Source organism: Celeribacter sp. HF31, from assembly GCF_011806455.1.
GTDB lineage: Bacteria > Pseudomonadota > Alphaproteobacteria > Rhodobacterales > Rhodobacteraceae > Celeribacter.
On sequence record NZ_JAATOT010000001.1, the window covers coordinates 417,000 to 430,965 of the forward strand.

At 60.3% G+C, this 13,966-nt stretch carries 18 protein-coding genes and 3 tRNA genes; 8 read left to right on the forward strand and 13 right to left on the reverse strand.

All coding sequences use genetic code 11. From position 1 onward, the window contains the following. Positions 1–150: 150 nt before the first annotated feature. Positions 151–1,155, reverse strand: a complete 1,005-nt coding sequence (locus tag HCZ23_RS02160; RefSeq protein ID WP_167600041.1) for a hypothetical protein — start codon at positions 1,153–1,155, stop codon at positions 151–153. Positions 1,156–1,274: 119 nt separating this feature from the next. On the opposite strand from HCZ23_RS02160, the gene HCZ23_RS02165 reads away from it, so the two are divergent. Further along, a complete protein-coding gene (locus tag HCZ23_RS02165; protein WP_217703099.1) occupies positions 1,275–1,700 on the forward strand; it encodes a hypothetical protein in 426 nt (141 codons plus the stop codon). A gap of 3 nt (positions 1,701–1,703) precedes the next feature. Here HCZ23_RS02165 and HCZ23_RS02170 read toward each other — a convergent pair whose 3' ends face one another. Both HCZ23_RS02170 and HCZ23_RS02175 read right to left on the reverse strand, forming a co-directional pair. Beyond that, positions 1,704–2,432 (reverse strand): dienelactone hydrolase family protein, encoded by a 729-nt coding sequence (locus HCZ23_RS02170; RefSeq protein ID WP_167600042.1) that lies wholly within the window; start codon positions 2,430–2,432, stop codon positions 1,704–1,706. 120 nt (positions 2,433–2,552) lie between these two features. Then, positions 2,553–2,636, reverse strand: a tRNA-Tyr gene (locus HCZ23_RS02175). A gap of 155 nt (positions 2,637–2,791) precedes the next feature. Between HCZ23_RS02175 and rlmB the strand changes: the two genes are divergently transcribed. From rlmB to HCZ23_RS02190, 3 genes are all read left to right on the forward strand, one after another. Next, a complete protein-coding gene (gene rlmB, locus HCZ23_RS02180; RefSeq protein ID WP_167600043.1) occupies positions 2,792–3,589 on the forward strand; it encodes a 23S rRNA (guanosine(2251)-2'-O)-methyltransferase RlmB in 798 nt (265 codons plus the stop codon). Between the two features lie 221 nt (positions 3,590–3,810). After that, positions 3,811–4,242, forward strand: coding sequence for a CoA-binding protein (locus HCZ23_RS02185; protein WP_217703100.1), 432 nt, complete (start codon positions 3,811–3,813; stop codon positions 4,240–4,242). A gap of 4 nt (positions 4,243–4,246) precedes the next feature. Further along, positions 4,247–4,771: a hypothetical protein gene (locus HCZ23_RS02190; RefSeq protein WP_167600044.1), complete on the forward strand. Its 525-nt coding sequence runs from the start codon at positions 4,247–4,249 to the stop codon at positions 4,769–4,771. Positions 4,772–4,800: 29 nt separating this feature from the next. Here the strand turns inward: HCZ23_RS02190 and HCZ23_RS02195 are convergent, their stop codons facing one another. From HCZ23_RS02195 to hisA, 4 genes are all read right to left on the reverse strand, one after another. Then, positions 4,801–5,109 carry a phosphoribosyl-ATP diphosphatase gene (locus HCZ23_RS02195; protein WP_167600045.1) on the reverse strand — a complete coding sequence of 103 codons (309 nt, stop codon included), beginning with the start codon at positions 5,107–5,109 and terminating at the stop codon, positions 4,801–4,803. Positions 5,110–5,119: 10 nt separating this feature from the next. After that, a complete protein-coding gene (hisF, locus tag HCZ23_RS02200; protein WP_167600046.1) occupies positions 5,120–5,917 on the reverse strand; it encodes an imidazole glycerol phosphate synthase subunit HisF in 798 nt (265 codons plus the stop codon). A 60-nt stretch (positions 5,918–5,977) separates the two neighbouring features. Next, positions 5,978–6,451 carry a DUF2867 domain-containing protein gene (locus tag HCZ23_RS02205; RefSeq protein WP_167600047.1) on the reverse strand — a complete coding sequence of 158 codons (474 nt, stop codon included), beginning with the start codon at positions 6,449–6,451 and terminating at the stop codon, positions 5,978–5,980. A 90-nt stretch (positions 6,452–6,541) separates the two neighbouring features. Next, positions 6,542–7,264 carry a 1-(5-phosphoribosyl)-5-[(5-phosphoribosylamino)methylideneamino]imidazole-4-carboxamide isomerase gene (gene hisA / locus HCZ23_RS02210; protein ID WP_167600048.1) on the reverse strand — a complete coding sequence of 241 codons (723 nt, stop codon included), beginning with the start codon at positions 7,262–7,264 and terminating at the stop codon, positions 6,542–6,544. A 154-nt stretch (positions 7,265–7,418) separates the two neighbouring features. Between hisA and HCZ23_RS02215 the strand changes: the two genes are divergently transcribed. Beyond that, positions 7,419–7,802 (forward strand): DUF2147 domain-containing protein, encoded by a 384-nt coding sequence (locus HCZ23_RS02215; protein WP_167600049.1) that lies wholly within the window; start codon positions 7,419–7,421, stop codon positions 7,800–7,802. 81 nt (positions 7,803–7,883) lie between these two features. Here HCZ23_RS02215 and hisH read toward each other — a convergent pair whose 3' ends face one another. Together hisH and hisB are read right to left on the reverse strand one after the other, a co-directional pair. After that, positions 7,884–8,522, reverse strand: coding sequence for an imidazole glycerol phosphate synthase subunit HisH (hisH, locus tag HCZ23_RS02220; protein ID WP_167600050.1), 639 nt, complete (start codon positions 8,520–8,522; stop codon positions 7,884–7,886). A 20-nt stretch (positions 8,523–8,542) separates the two neighbouring features. Further along, a complete protein-coding gene (hisB, locus tag HCZ23_RS02225) occupies positions 8,543–9,130 on the reverse strand; it encodes an imidazoleglycerol-phosphate dehydratase HisB (protein WP_167600051.1) in 588 nt (195 codons plus the stop codon). Positions 9,131–9,277: 147 nt separating this feature from the next. On the opposite strand from hisB, the gene HCZ23_RS02230 reads away from it, so the two are divergent. Beyond that, positions 9,278–9,799: a hypothetical protein gene (locus HCZ23_RS02230; protein ID WP_167600052.1), complete on the forward strand. Its 522-nt coding sequence runs from the start codon at positions 9,278–9,280 to the stop codon at positions 9,797–9,799. Positions 9,800–9,868: 69 nt separating this feature from the next. Here HCZ23_RS02230 and HCZ23_RS02235 read toward each other — a convergent pair. Both HCZ23_RS02235 and HCZ23_RS02240 read right to left on the reverse strand, forming a co-directional pair. Beyond that, a tRNA-Gly gene (locus HCZ23_RS02235) sits at positions 9,869–9,943 on the reverse strand. 116 nt (positions 9,944–10,059) lie between these two features. After that, positions 10,060–10,134, reverse strand: a tRNA-Gly gene (locus tag HCZ23_RS02240). 312 nt (positions 10,135–10,446) lie between these two features. Between HCZ23_RS02240 and HCZ23_RS02245 the strand changes: the two genes are divergently transcribed. Continuing rightward, positions 10,447–11,580: an NAD(P)/FAD-dependent oxidoreductase gene (locus HCZ23_RS02245; protein ID WP_254869857.1), complete on the forward strand. Its 1,134-nt coding sequence runs from the start codon at positions 10,447–10,449 to the stop codon at positions 11,578–11,580. 28 nt (positions 11,581–11,608) lie between these two features. Here the strand turns inward: HCZ23_RS02245 and HCZ23_RS02250 are convergent, their stop codons facing one another. Both HCZ23_RS02250 and HCZ23_RS02255 read right to left on the reverse strand, forming a co-directional pair. Further along, positions 11,609–11,995 carry an MAPEG family protein gene (locus tag HCZ23_RS02250; RefSeq protein WP_167600054.1) on the reverse strand — a complete coding sequence of 129 codons (387 nt, stop codon included), beginning with the start codon at positions 11,993–11,995 and terminating at the stop codon, positions 11,609–11,611. 141 nt (positions 11,996–12,136) lie between these two features. Then, positions 12,137–12,682: a helix-turn-helix domain-containing protein gene (locus HCZ23_RS02255; RefSeq protein WP_254869858.1), complete on the reverse strand. Its 546-nt coding sequence runs from the start codon at positions 12,680–12,682 to the stop codon at positions 12,137–12,139. Positions 12,683–12,758: 76 nt separating this feature from the next. Between HCZ23_RS02255 and HCZ23_RS02260 the strand changes: the two genes are divergently transcribed. Then, positions 12,759–13,955, forward strand: coding sequence for a benzoate/H(+) symporter BenE family transporter (locus HCZ23_RS02260; protein WP_254869859.1), 1,197 nt, complete (start codon positions 12,759–12,761; stop codon positions 13,953–13,955). The last annotated feature ends 11 nt before the right edge of the window (positions 13,956–13,966 follow it).

Genomic DNA, 13,966 nt, shown 5'->3' on the forward strand with positions numbered 1-13,966 from the left:
TGTCGTGGCACCCTAACGCAGCTTTGGGATCGGGCCAAGGGAAACCCGTGCCCCTGCGGCCAGATGTTCCGAGTGCTGGCGGAACATTGCCGGGTCAGAGGGGCAGGGTGCGGCGCCTGGGCTGATGCGAAGAGGCTGGGCCGTGGCGCGTCACCGCATCCACAACCCGGCCTTTTTGATCTGATTGCGGATCATCTTTTCGCGCCGGGGCAGGTGATCACGGTCGAACATCGCCCGGATCTTATCACCCTTCGGCTGATAGACGAGGCGCTTGATCGGCTCGTAGTCCTTGAGCGCCTTCTTGATCCAATTCGGGCTTGAGACCTCGCGCAAGACCTCGACCACGCGGTCGTTTTCGCGCGCGAACAGGAGCGGGAAGGTGCGGTAATGGCATGAGATCGCGCCATCGAGCGTGTCTTCGGGGATCGTCCGCCGCGCGCCGCCGAAAGAGTGGATCACCAGCGGCAAAGCGACTTGGTCGAGCCAGGGATCAAAGACCTGAAGGCTGGCGGCCTCGGGCGGGTTGTCGCGAATTTCGAGGGCGTATTCGAGGAAACGCTCGCCGAATTTGCGCGGACACTCATAGAAAAAGAAGCCCGCGTTGAAGTAGAGATAGCGCTTCCAATATTCGTCCGGCTGGTCGAGATCGAGCGTGCTTTCGAACTCCAATCCGAAGCGATCGTAGAGCGATTTCCAAATCTCGGTGTAGCCCGGCCCGTAAAGTTCGATCTGCGGCCAGGTGCCCTCGACCTTTTGGGACGCGCAGGGGCGGGTGAAATCGAAAGGCACGGAAGACACAGGGCCGGTGATCAGCGTGTCGCTGTCGAAAAACACAAAAGGCTCGCCTTCGGGCAGCGCCAAAAGGGCCTCGATTTTATTGCCATAGGGGTAACTCTGGCCGAAATGGCGGCTCTCAAAGGGCAGAATTTCCGCCCCCAGCCGTTTGAAAGCGCTCAGCACATCGGCTTGTTTCATCCGTGGATCGTTCTGCCACATCTCGCCCGGTTGCGGTTCGGCGATGAACAACCGGCCTTTGAAATTGGGGTCCATCGCCCGCAGCGAGGCCGCGAACAACAGCGCCTCATACATCAGCCGCCCGTCCTGTCCGATGACGACAATGTTGAACGGGGCTTGGTTTTGAGGCTTACTGGACATGAGAACTCTGAATGATGGGGAAGTCGCGAGCGTAACAAATGATGGTTCGGTCCGACTATAGGGCGGATCATCGTTTATCAAAAGCCGTTAATTCCCCTGTAGTTAAAAGGATTGTTTCCATGGTATCCGGAACGACACGCACTGTTTTAACGTCGCTTCTCTGCCTCACGGCCACGGGCGCCGTGGCAGAGAATTTCACCACCGCCGCAGAGGTCAAACCCATCCTGCAAGCGACCAAGCCGCAATGGATCGCGGTGCGCAATTACGACGGGCAGGACCTGTTGTATTTCACCAATCTTTTGAGCTGGCGCTGTGGGCTGACTGAGGTTTTTTATGGCGTGAACGGTGGCGAGATGGTGCCTTTCGTGATGGAACCCTGCTACCTCGATACGGCGCAACCCAATGCGCTGAAGGCCGAAAGCCTCGACGCGATCCTCGTCAGTTTTCCGCCGGGGAGCATCGAGACGGTCGATCTCAACGTCACTTTTGACGACGGCACGGCGGAACAGGCGCATTACGAGCGCAAGGCCGTGGAGATTCAGTGAGCGCTAGCGCAACACTTCGGCCAGAAAATCCACCAGCGCGCGCCAGCTCCGCGCGGTGGCTTTGACATCGAACCCGAACCCCGGCTGCGCACCCGGTTTGGCGGCGGGGTTGGTAAAGGCGTGGCCGGTGTTGCCATAGGCATGGAGCTGCCATTTCGCGCCGCGCTCGGTCATTTCCTGACCAAAGGCCAGCACGCTGTCGGGACGCGCGAGCGGGTCGTCCCAGCCGTGCATGACCAAAACGTCAGAGACAATTTTCATGTCAGGCGCTGTCGCTGCTCGGTCGAGAATGCCGTGAAAACTCGCGACGCCACCGATCCCGACACCCTCGCGGGCCAGATCGAGCACCGCCTTGCCGCCAAAACAATAGCCCATGGCGGCGGTGCGCTCCGCGTCCACCAAATCCTGCGATTTCAATGCCTCAAGAGCGGCCAGCATGCGCGCGGCGAGCGTGGCGCGGTCGGCGTCGAGTTTGTCCTTGGCGGCATGGGCTTCGGTTGCATCCGTGGTGGTCCAGCCCTGTCCGTAATAGTCGATGGCAAAGCCGACATAGCCCAAAGCGGCCAGTTCCTGCGCGCGGGCCTCTTCGAACTCCGATCGTCCACGAAAGGCGGGGGCAACCATGACGCCGGGGCGGGGACCTGTGAGGGCATCATCCCAATGCAGCGCGCCGATGAAGGGCCCGCCGATCTCGGGGCTGCCATAGGTGATCTCAACGCGTTGCAGGGCCATGTCGCTCTCCTTTTATGATCGCTTCAAATTCGGCGGATCAGACAGGAGTTGCAAGGGGAGAAAAGCCCAGCGTTTACCGAACGCCAAAGCGTCCGAGCCGTTATGTCTGTAGAGGAGAAGTGGTGGGCGACCCTGGAATCGAACCAGGCATGAGTCTCCTCGGCGGAGTTACAGTCCGCTGCCGCACCTTGCAGCCCGTCGCCCACTTTCACGCTGATCTGTGATCTCTCACCGACCGTTTGCGTTCGTGTGGGCGGTGGATACCTATGGGCGCGATGGGCGTCAACAGGAAAATTACTTGTTCTTCGAGATTGCCTGCGCCAAGAAGGGCCAGCCATCAAAATCGGGACACCAAAGCCATGAAAAAACCCAAATGGGTCGTCGAAAAAGAGCAAGCCAAGCGCAAGGCCGCGCAGGAAACCGTCTGGCTGTTCGGGCTTCATGCGGTGCGCGATGCCTTGGCGAATCCGGCGCGCGAAAAATTGCGGCTTTTGGTGACGAAGAACGCGATGGCGAAACTTGAGGCGGAGATTGCCGCCTGCGGGATCGTGCCCGAAGAAATCGACCCGCGCAAATTTCACGATCCGCGCAAGTTCGACATTCCTGTCGATCCGACCTCTGTGCACCAGGGCGCGCTTTTGGAGGTCAAGCCCCTGAGCTGGGGCTCGGTCGAGGAGGTCTGTCTGGCGAAAGGCGAGGGGCTGCCTTTGGTCGTGCTGCTCGATCAGGTGACCGACCCGCATAACGTCGGCGCGATTTTGCGGTCTGCCGAGGTGTTCGGGGCCGAAGCCGTCATCGCGACCGCGCGTCATGCCGCGCCTGAGACCGGCGCCTTGGCGAAAACCGCCTCCGGCGCGCTGGAACGCCAACCTTATCTGCGGGTCCGCAACCTGTCGGAGACCATCGTGAAATTGCAGGAACTGGGGTTCACCTGTCTGGGCCTCGATGGCGAGGCGGACGAGACCATCGACGAGGCGCTGACGTCTTTGTCGGATCGTCCCGTCGCTTTGGTGATGGGCGCCGAGGGGCCGGGGCTTCGGGAAAAGACCAAGGAGACGGTCGACAGATTGGTGAAAATCCCCTTCGCGCGCGGGTTCGGTTCGCTCAACGTCTCGAACGCCGCTGCCGTCGGGCTTTACGCCGCCTCGCAACGCTGAACGCGCAGAGGTGGGGCAAGGCGCGTCCGATTCACGATGCGTTCACGTTTTTCTTACAAACACTTCCATATCGAGAGTCTCTCCCTATCTCATCAGGTGAGACGCGCAGTTTGGAACACGCGCGTAGCTCTCACTGTCCCTCGTTCCACACTTTGTCCCGGGCCTTCTGTTCGTCAGAGCCCGGGCTTTTTTCTTTTTGAAAATGCGCTATCCTCTCGCACATGCAACATGTTGACCAACTGACCGACGCCGACATTGCCCGCATCTTGGGCGACACGAAAGTGATCGCCCTCGTGGGGGCCTCTCCGAAACCGGACCGCCCGTCTCACAGGGTCGGCACATTTCTGGCCGCGCGTGGCTATAAGGTGATCCCGGTCAATCCGGGGCAGGCGGGCAAGGAGCTGTTCGGCCAGACCTGTGTCGCGGCGCTCTCCGACATCACCGAGCCGGTCGATATGGTGGATATTTTCCGCAGGCCCGAAGAGACCGAACATGTGGTCGATGACGCGCTGCATGCGCTCAAAGGGTTGAAATACATCTGGATGCAGCTCGACATCGTCAACGAGAAAGCCGCCGCCCTTGCGCGTGCGCAGGGGGCCGAGGTGGTGATGGATCGCTGTCCGGCGATTGAAATTCCGCGGCTCGGGTTGTGAGCTCATGAGTTCTGTCGTGTTTAACGCGCTGTGTCTGGGAGGTATCGGCACCATGCGTTTTCATTTTTTTTCGGCCCTATACGTTGCTGCACTATGCGCATTCGCGGCGGAGGCTTCGGACTGCAACGATAGAAACAACCAGTGTACAGAGGTCGTTGGCTGTGTTCTGGGAACGCCAAACGAAATGTTTGTCGGTGAGGTTTATGGGGTCTCAGAAGGAGATTTTGGAGTGATCTCGACGAAGGGCGCGCAGTGTCGGGGGGCGTTTGAGAGAACGCTGGAGGGAACTGCAGTGGTCGAAACCGAATGCTCTGATGGCCGCACGGGGAGCGCTGTGTTCGACTATTTCGACCTGAAATCTGGCACAGGCCGTGGTGCTGGTAAGATGTCGGACGGTGCTCAGATCGTTTTTTGGGCAGGAGAGAACTTAAAGGCTTATTTCGAGAGTGGGGAAGGAGCAGGATTGTCCGAATTTTCTCGCTGCGCTTCGGATGCGCTTGAGGCGCTGAATGCTGGGGCGACACTCTAAAATACGGGCCAACACATATGGCCGTCGGGTTAGCGCGAGGCCTTCTCCGCAATCCCCGAAAGCCCCTGACGGCGGGCCAGTTCACCCAGCACATCGTCCAGCGCCACATCGCGCGCGGCCAACATGACCAGCATGTGATAGAGCACATCGGCGGCCTCATAGGTCAGGTTCTCGCGGTCGTTCTTCACAGCCGCGATAATCGCTTCGACCGCCTCTTCGCCGAATTTCTCGGCGCATTTTTCCGGGCCTTTGGCCAGGAGTTTCGCGGTCCAGGAGGTCTCGGGATCGGCGCCTTTGCGCGAAGCAATGACGGTTTCAAGCGCGTGCAGGATGCTCATGCCGGTCTCCTCAGTTGAGCCGCATGGGGATGCCCTTGGAGGCCATATAGTCCTTGGCCTCCTGGATCGTGTAATCCCCGAAGTGAAAGATGGAGGCGGCCAGAACGGCGCTGGCGTGGCCTTCGGTGACGCCCTCGACGAGGTGGTCAAGAGTGCCGACCCCGCCCGAGGCGATGACCGGGATGTTCACGGCGTCCGCGATGGTGCGCGTCATGGCGATGTTAAAGCCCGCGCGGGTGCCGTCGCGGTCCATAGAGGTCAAAAGGATCTCGCCCGCGCCCTTGCTTTCGATCAGCTTGGCGAATTCAACGGCGTCAATCGGGTGGCCGTCCTTGTCCAGCGCGGCCTTGCGCCCGCCATGGGTGAAGATGGCCCATTTGATCGGGTTGCCAGCTTCGTCCCATTCGATGGTTTTCGCATCAATCGCACAGACGATGCATTGGCTGCCGAAGTGATCGGCGGCGCGGGCAATCACGTCCGGGTCGGCCACGGCGGCGGAGTTGAAGGACACTTTGTCGGCCCCGGCAAGGAGCAGGTTGCGCACATCTTCCGTGGTCCGCACACCGCCGCCGATGGTCAGCGGCATAAAGCACTGTTCCGCAGTGCGGGTCGCGAGGTCATACATCGTGCCACGGTTCTCATGGGTCGCGTGAATGTCGAGGAAACACAGCTCATCGGCACCCGCCGCGTCATAGGCCCGCGCGCTCTCGACCGGGTCGCCCGCGTCGATCAGGTCCACGAAGTTCACGCCTTTCACCACACGGCCATCGGCCACGTCGAGGCAGGGGATGATGCGGGTCTTGAGCATGGGGCGCGCCTTTTTGTCTCTCGCCCGAGTCTTTAAAGCGCAAGGGGGGCGGATGCAACGTCAGGCGCCAGGATTTGCACGTGCATTTCCACGGGCGATCCGGCGCATGGCGTCCCGCACGATCAGCACGTGAAACGGTTTGACCACCCTCAGATAGGCCCGCCCCAGCGCATTGTTGCGATGCACCCAGGTCGCCATATGGATGCGGCCCGCGTCCTGACGGATGCAGATGCGGAAATTCAGATGGCTGTCGTCGGTGCCGATGATCAACTCATCCGCGCCCTCATACTCCACAGGAAAAATCGCGCCCTCGCCGCTGTCCGCGGTCTCTGTCTTCAGGCCAAGAGGCTTCATGATCCGATTGCGCAAACGCAAAAGCGCGTCGGCCCAGCCGGGCATCGTCAGGCCGATATTGGCGGCCTCTCGCGGCGACAGGGCGCTTTGGACCGCGTAGCCGTCGATGAAATCGCCGCTTTGCACCTTCGTCCAAAGACGTGAAGTGGCGGGGAGGGGGGTATGTTGAACCTGTGTCATCGGAACTCTTTACGCCATGTTAAGTGTGTTCACTTACAGGCGAACCATGGCGCAAGGAAAGGGACAGCTTGACGCAGGCGCAAGACGGCTTCAGGCCTTCATCACCTTGAGAGCTTCCGCCAGATCAATCGCCCCATCGTAAAGCGCGCGGCCGGAGATGGCCCCATTCAAAGGCGCACCGCAAGCCTTGAGGTTTTCCAGATCGGCAATCGAAGACACCCCGCCGCTTGCGATCACCGGGATCGACACGGCATTGGCGAGTGCTGCGGTTTCCTCGATGTTCGGGCCCTGCATGGCGCCGTCGCGGTTGATGTCGGTGTAGATGATCGCCGAAACACCCGCGTCTTCGAACGATTTGGCCAGATCCGTGGCGTTCACATTGGTCTCTTCGGCCCAGCCCTTGGTCGCGACCATGCCTTTGCGCGCGTCGATGCCGACGGCGACGTGACCGGGGAAAGCCCGCGCCGCTTCGCGCACCAGATCGGGGTTCTCGACCGCCACGGTGCCGAGAATCACGCGCTCCAGCCCTTTGGAAAGCCACATCTCGATCGTCGCCATATCGCGAATGCCACCGCCCAGTTGTGCGGGCACTTTGCATTGTTTGAGAATCTCTTCCACAGGGGCCGCGTTCACCGGCTCGCCGGCAAAAGCGCCATTCAGATCGACAAGATGCAGCCACTCGCACCCCGCTTCGACAAACTCCAACGCCTGCGCCGCCGGGTTCTCGTTGAACACGGTCGCTTTCTCCATCTCGCCTTTGTAAAGCCGCACGGCGTGGCCGTCTTTCAGGTCGATGGCGGGGTAGAGGATCATGGCGCGGGGCTCCTGTCGTGAAACTGTTGCGCTCCCTTTGGCATGATTGCGTGAGAATTGCAAAACCCGCTTTGAGTTGCATGTGCCGCTGCGTTAATCTTGCCTCAAAGCGCCGAACCCGCTCAGGGTAGGGGCATCTTTGGGAGGATAGAATATGAAACATGTGATCTTCGCGGCCATTGCCGCAGTTGGTCTTGCGACACCCGTTTTCGCAGATCCGGTCGAAGGCGTCTGGCAGACCCAGGTCGACGATGGCGCCTATGCGCATATCACCATCGCGCCCTGCGGTGACAAGCTGTGCGGCACGATCAGCCGGACCTTCAATGACAGCGGCGAATACAACTCCGCCAACAAGGGCAAGCCCATCGTCTGGGACATGGTCGCACAGGGCGGCGGGGCCTACAAAAATGGCAAGATCTGGCAGCCCTCGACGGGCAAGGTCTACAACTCGAAAATGGCGCTCTCTGGCAACACGCTGAAGGTCTCCGGCTGCGTCGGGCCGATCTGTAAAGGCCAGACCTGGAGCCGCGTGCAGTAAGCGCTTTCCCGGACCATCAAACAAAAGGGGCCTCAAACGGGCCCCTTTTCATGTCTTTTTCTTGGCGAAAATACTCAAATCCTACGGTGCCCAGCCGAGGAAGTTCGATACGATGCGCAACCCCGCGCGCTGGCTTTTCTCCGGGTGGAATTGCATGCCGATCATATTGTCGCGCGCCACGATGGCGGTGACCTCTTCACCATAGTCGACATGCGCGAGACGGTGCGCGGGGTTAGCGACCTTGAAATGGTAGGAATGTACGAAATAGGCATGATCGCCCTCTGAAACGCCATCCAAAACCGGGTGTGTGTTCGATATGTGCAAGTCGTTCCAGCCCATATGCGGCACTTTTAGCGCCGGATCGGAGGGCTCGATCTTCACCACCTCGCCGCCGATCCAGTCGAACCCGGCGGTCTCTTCGAACTCGAGGCCACGGGTCGCCAGCATCTGCATGCCGATGCAAATCCCCATAAACGGACGACCTTTTTCCGTGACCGCCTCTGAGATCGCTTCGAACAATCCGGTGTAATCGAACAGCTGTTTCTTGCAGGCCGGAAAAGCGCCGTCGCCCGGCAACACGATGCGGTCGGCCTTGGCCACCACATCGGGTTCCGAGGTCACCACGATGGTGCCGGAGCCGTTATCGCGCGCCATGCGCTCGAAGGCCTTGTGGGCGGAGTGCAGGTTTCCGCTGTCGTAATCGACGAGTGCTGTCAGCATGTCAGTCTCTCTTCAAAACCTTAAAGCGCGCCCTTGGTCGACGGCAGGCTGTCGGCCATGCGCGGGTCGATCTCAAGCGCCATGCGCAGCGCGCGGGCGACCGATTTGAACGCCGCCTCGGCGATGTGGTGCGAATTGATGCCATGCAGCTTGTCGATGTGCAGCGTGATGCCGCCGTGGGTCGAGAGCGCCTGAAAGAACTCGCGCACCAGCTCGGTGTCGAATGTGCCGATCTTGTCGGTCGGAAACTCGACATTCCATACCAGAAAAGGCCGCGCCGAGAGATCGAGCGCGCAGGCTACCTGCGTGTCGTCCATGGCCAGCGCAAAGTGCCCGTAGCGGTAGATGCCCTTCTTGTCGCCGACCGCTTTCACCAAGGCCTGGCCGATGGCAATGCCGGTGTCTTCCACCGTGTGGTGATCGTCGATGTGATAATCCCCTTTGGCGCGGATCGTCATGTCGATGAGGGAATGGCGCGACAGTTGATCGAGCATATGGTCGAAAAAGCCCACACCCGTCTGGTTGTCGTAAATGCCGGTCCCGTCGAGGTTGATCTCGACCGTGATCTCGGTTTCCGCAGTGTTGCGGGTGATGCTTGCCTTGCGCATGGGCTGTCCCTCTTCTCGTCACGCCGCTTATACGCGCCTGCGGGCGGATTTGCCAATGCCTCTGCACGGTTGCGGCAGATGCATCTTAGTCATTTGTTAAGCATGTTTGCGTTTTAATAAGAAAGGTAAACAGGAACGGTAACCCGGATGCGTGTGCTCGTATGGCATGAAGAGATCGAAATCTCGGCGAAATGGCAGACCGCCTTTGGGCTGAGGGGGCATCATGTGCGCCGCAGTCGCTCGTCCGAAGAGGTGATCACCCTCTTGCGCGAGGAGCCCTTCGATCTTTTGCTCTTTGATCTTTTGGTGGACGGAGAGGGGGGCTTGGGCGTCGCGTTGATGGCGGAGTTTCATCAGCCCGGCATTGCATCCGTCCTGATCACGTGGCGGGAACCGGAGCTGCATTTCGATCTGTTCGCGCGGCTGTCGTCCCTGCGCTGTGTGCTGGGAAGCCAGACGCCGATAGACGATCTGGTGACCATCGCCGAAGAAATCGTCTGCGGGCCAAGGGGGGATTGCGAGGGGCTGAGCCAAAGCGTGCCGCAGGTCTGTGACAATTGCCAGATTCGCGTGGCCTGTCTGCGCGGCGAAAGCCCTCTGGTGTTTCGGCATCGCGAGGCGGTTGATGTTTTGACGCATGCGGATCAGCGAACCGCCAACTCTTTGTAAGACGAGCGCCACCGGCGGAGACGCCAGTCTTTACTGTTGTATCTGGTCTGTCATATCGGAAAGAGAAATTGGAGCGGGCGAGGCGATTCGAACGCCCGACCCTAACCTTGGCAAGGTTATGCTCTACCCCTGAGCTACGCCCGCTCGCGTCCAGCCTGTGCGTCGGCTCGGTTACGTGAGGCGGCCGGGTGTGCCGTCTCTACCCTAAATCCTCCTTGGGGATGGTCTTGCGATCAGATCGCGTGACCTCGGAGGATATTTGGAGCGGGCGAGGCGATTCGAACGCCCGACCCTAACCTTGGCAAGGTTATGCTCTACCCCTGAGCTACGCCCGCTTCCTTGGGTGAGGCGTGAGATATGAAATCCCGCTCCGACCTGCAAGAGGAAAATTGGATTTGTCGTGATTTTTTCGCAGGCACCGCTCATGGACCTCGGGGCCGGAGCGTCCTCGCCGGACAAATCCCCGGCTTTTTTGCCGCAGAGCTTTTAAGGTGTTTTTAAAATATATCTTTGATGTGGATTAAGGACAGGCTGGCCTCGGTTCGGGTTGTCTGCCGCCATACTTATGACCGCGCCGCAGTCTGATATGCGGCTCAAATCGGACAGATGCCATGACCCTCTCCCAACCGTCTCAACAGACCCACATCATGATCCTCGGCAGCGGCTTCGGCGCGCTGACCGCCGTGCGCGAGATTCGCAAGGAAAAGCTCGACGCCCGCATCACGGTGGTGTCGCCCAACACTCACCTGACCTATCTGCCCAGCCTGATCTGGATGCCCTCGGGGCTGCGGTCCGCCTCCGACATCGACGTCGATCTGACGCGGTTCTTTGCCCGCGAAAAAGTCGATTGGCTCAAGGGCCGGGTGGTCAATGTCCGTGACGGGGGGCGTACAGTCGATATCGAGACCGGCGAAGAGACGCGCGCTGTGACAAATGACGCGCTGATCATCGCCACCGGCGGGCGTTATCTGAAAAAACTACCGGGGCTGGCGGAACATGCGATCATTCCTTGCGAAGGCGCCACCAAAGGCCAGCTCATCCACGACCGCATTCGCGACATGGAGGGCGGCACCATTGCGCTCGGATTCGGCACAAATCCGAAAGAGCCGCAGGCCGTGCGCGGCGGGCCGATGTTCGAATTCCTCTTCGGCATCGACACCATGCTGCGGCAACAGGGGCGGCGGGATAAATTCCGGCTGGTGTTCTTCAACGGCTCTGACAGACCGGGGCAGCGGCTGGGGCCGAAAGCGGTCGATGGCCTGCTGCGCGAGATGTGGAAACGCGACATCTCGGTGCATATCGGCGCGAAGCCCCTGCGCATCGAGGCCGACAAGGTGGTCACCGAGCGCGAAGAGATCCCTGCCGATCTGGTGCTCTTCATGTCCGGCCTCACCGGGCCTCTGTGGCTTGATAATACCGAACTGCCGCGCTCGCCTGGCGGCTTTATTCAGGCGGACGAGAAATGCCGGGTGGTCGGCTGGCCGCGTACTTATGTCGTTGGCGACACCGGATCGTACCCCGGCCCCGACTGGCTTGCCAAACAGGCGCATCAGGCCGATCTTCAGGCCGAGGCTGCGGTCGCGAATATTGCCGACGAACTGGCGGGGCGCGAGGCGAGCCATGATTTCAAGGCCGAGCTGGTCTGTATCGTCGACTCGGTGAACAAGGGCATCCTTGTGTTCCGCAATCATAAACTCGCGCTCACCCTGCCGAAATCGCGGCTATTCCACTGGGCCAAGCGGTTTTTCGAACGGGCCTATCTCAAGGCCTATCGGAGCTGAGGGGGAAGGGGGCGCAGAGGCCCCTTTCTCAGAAAATCGCCATCAGAATGTCGGCCAGAGACAGCACCAAGAGCAGTGCGAAGGTCGAGAGGATGCCGTATTTGCGGCCCCATTCCTTATCGCTGCCCTGCATCCCGTAGGCGTGCAACCCGCGCGAGACGATCAGAACGATGCCCGCGAGGTGGACCAAAAGCGCAGGCGCGCCCTGGGCCTCGAAACCTGCGATCAGAACGAGGGTCAGCGGCGCATATTCGTTGAAATTGCCATGTGCGCGAATGCGGCGATTGAGCGTGTCGTCGCCGCCATCGCCAAGCCCCTGGCCGATGTTCAGGCGTTGTTTGATCACATAGATCGACATGTAGAGATACATGAGGCCAGCGAGGCCCGCGTAGAAAGCAGTCAGTGTCAGGGTCATGATGTGGGTCTTTTGTTATGAGAGGTGCGCGTGCGGAGCGTGCGCCGGTTTTAAAAGGAACACATTCAAAAATCATTGTTTGAAGGCGCACATGTAGTGCGCGCCTGACCCGATGCGACCTCTCGCCGCGTGCAGAGGCGCTCAGACGCGCGGGTAATGCATCGTGTTGTGAAACCGTGTGGGGCTGGCGGTCGGATTGCGGTAGCTGTGCGGCTGATCCGCGGCGAACCGCACTGCCGCGCCCGCGCTGTAGCGTGTCCATGTGCTTTCTTCGGCCTCGCCCAATTGCACCTCCAACGTGCCTTCGGTGACGAAAATATCCTCGACCACGCCCGCGTCATGCGGATGCGAGATATGGGTCTGACGGGGCGTAAGGGTGATCAGAAAGCTCTCCGATCCTAAGGCAGGATCAAAGGCGAAAAGCGTGCGAAAGCGGATGCTCTCAGGAAAGCTGACCGCCGGAGGAGCCGTCGCCGCGCCTTCGAGAAAGGCGGTAAGCGGCAGGTGAAAGCCCTTCGCTAGCTTCCAAAGCGTCACCAGAGTGGGTGAGGATTCGCCGCGTTCGATTTGCCCCAGCATGGCTTTGCTCACACCGGTGATCTCGGCGGCTTGCGCAAGGCTGAGACCCGCCTCGGAGCGAATGGCCTTGAGTGCGATCTTGGGCATGTCCGCCGTTTCTGTTTGCATGGGCTTTCCTCAACTCCCCTCTTGTGCGTTATAGCATCCGTGCGCTATAGCGGTCACGTCCGTTATAGCGCACAAAATGCCCCCGGTTCAATTCCCGTCTCAGAAAGGCCCCGCCATGTTCGGTCTGAAACTTTCCCATCTCGTCGCGGGCGCCGTCGCCGTTCTTTTGGGCTATACCAGCAGCGTCGCGATCATCTTTCAGGCCATCGACGTGCTGGGCGCGACACAGGCGCAGGCGAACAGTTGGATGCTGGCGCTGGGCCTCGGGATGGGGATCAGCGGGCTGGTCCTGTCGCTGCGCTACAAAATGCCGATCCTCACCGCCTGGTCCACACCCGGCGCCGCCCTTTTGGTCATCAGTCTTGACGGCGTGCCCATGGCGCAGGCGATCGGGGCTTTCGTGTTTTGTGCGGTGCTTTTGACGCTCACGGGCCTCACCGGCTGGTTCGAAAAGCTGTCGCATCTGATCCCCGACGCGCTGGGCAATGCCATGCTTGCGGGGATTCTCTTTCGCTTCGGCTTGGAGATTTTCACCTCCATGGAGGAGAACCTGATCCTCGTGGCGTTGATGTGCGCGACCTACCTCGCTGGGCGCCGCTTTTTCGCCCGTTTCGCCATTCCGATGGTCTTGCTCATCGGCATCGTCTTTTGCGCCCTCACTGGCGCCTTTGACACCACGCAGCATGTGAATTTCGAGATCGCCAAGCCGGTGTTCATCCTGCCCGAATTCACGCTGGCGACGCTGATCGGCATCGGCCTGCCGCTTTATATCGTCACCATGACCTCGCAAAACGTCCCCGGCGTGGTGACGCTCAAGGCGGCGGGCTATGAGCCGCCGGTGTCCTCCGCGATCACTGTCACCGGCCTCACCTCCCTAATCCTCGCGCCCTTCGGGGGCTATGCCTTCAACCTCGCGGCGATCACGGCGGCGATCTGTGCGGGGCCGGAGGCGGACGACAACCCGGCGACGCGCTATAAGGCGGTGGTGGTCGCGGGCGTGCTCTATTCCATCGTCGGGCTTCTGGGCGCGGCGGTGATCAGCCTCTTCGTCATCGCACCGAAAGCTCTGGTGGTCACGGTCGCGGGGCTGGCACTTTTGAACACCATCGCGGCGAGCCTCACCGGCGCGCTCAAGGAGGCGGACCAACGCGAAGCGGGGCTTGTGACCTTTATGACCACAGTGTCGGGTATCAGCTTTTTCGGCATCGGTGCGCCGCTCTGGGCGCTGGTGTTTGGCGGGCTGACGTCTTTGATCCTTACGCGAAAGGCATGAAAAAAGCCCCG

Coding starts and splice junctions, on each gene's coding strand:
- HCZ23_RS02160 (WP_167600041.1), bottom strand. CDS start 1,155: ATGTCCAGTAAGCCTCAAAACCAAGCCCCGTTCAACATTGTCGTCATC.
- HCZ23_RS02165 (WP_217703099.1), top strand. CDS start 1,275: ATGGTATCCGGAACGACACGCACTGTTTTAACGTCGCTTCTCTGCCTC.
- HCZ23_RS02170 (WP_167600042.1), bottom strand. CDS start 2,432: ATGGCCCTGCAACGCGTTGAGATCACCTATGGCAGCCCCGAGATCGGC.
- rlmB (WP_167600043.1), top strand. CDS start 2,792: ATGAAAAAACCCAAATGGGTCGTCGAAAAAGAGCAAGCCAAGCGCAAG.
- HCZ23_RS02185 (WP_217703100.1), top strand. CDS start 3,811: ATGCAACATGTTGACCAACTGACCGACGCCGACATTGCCCGCATCTTG.
- HCZ23_RS02190 (WP_167600044.1), top strand. CDS start 4,247: ATGAGTTCTGTCGTGTTTAACGCGCTGTGTCTGGGAGGTATCGGCACC.
- HCZ23_RS02195 (WP_167600045.1), bottom strand. CDS start 5,109: ATGAGCATCCTGCACGCGCTTGAAACCGTCATTGCTTCGCGCAAAGGC.
- hisF (WP_167600046.1), bottom strand. CDS start 5,917: ATGCTCAAGACCCGCATCATCCCCTGCCTCGACGTGGCCGATGGCCGT.
- HCZ23_RS02205 (WP_167600047.1), bottom strand. CDS start 6,451: ATGACACAGGTTCAACATACCCCCCTCCCCGCCACTTCACGTCTTTGG.
- hisA (WP_167600048.1), bottom strand. CDS start 7,264: ATGATCCTCTACCCCGCCATCGACCTGAAAGACGGCCACGCCGTGCGG.
- HCZ23_RS02215 (WP_167600049.1), top strand. CDS start 7,419: ATGAAACATGTGATCTTCGCGGCCATTGCCGCAGTTGGTCTTGCGACA.
- hisH (WP_167600050.1), bottom strand. CDS start 8,522: ATGCTGACAGCACTCGTCGATTACGACAGCGGAAACCTGCACTCCGCC.
- hisB (WP_167600051.1), bottom strand. CDS start 9,130: ATGCGCAAGGCAAGCATCACCCGCAACACTGCGGAAACCGAGATCACG.
- HCZ23_RS02230 (WP_167600052.1), top strand. CDS start 9,278: ATGCGTGTGCTCGTATGGCATGAAGAGATCGAAATCTCGGCGAAATGG.
- HCZ23_RS02245 (WP_254869857.1), top strand. CDS start 10,447: ATGATCCTCGGCAGCGGCTTCGGCGCGCTGACCGCCGTGCGCGAGATT.
- HCZ23_RS02250 (WP_167600054.1), bottom strand. CDS start 11,995: ATGACCCTGACACTGACTGCTTTCTACGCGGGCCTCGCTGGCCTCATG.
- HCZ23_RS02255 (WP_254869858.1), bottom strand. CDS start 12,682: ATGCAAACAGAAACGGCGGACATGCCCAAGATCGCACTCAAGGCCATT.
- HCZ23_RS02260 (WP_254869859.1), top strand. CDS start 12,759: ATGCCCCCGGTTCAATTCCCGTCTCAGAAAGGCCCCGCCATGTTCGGT.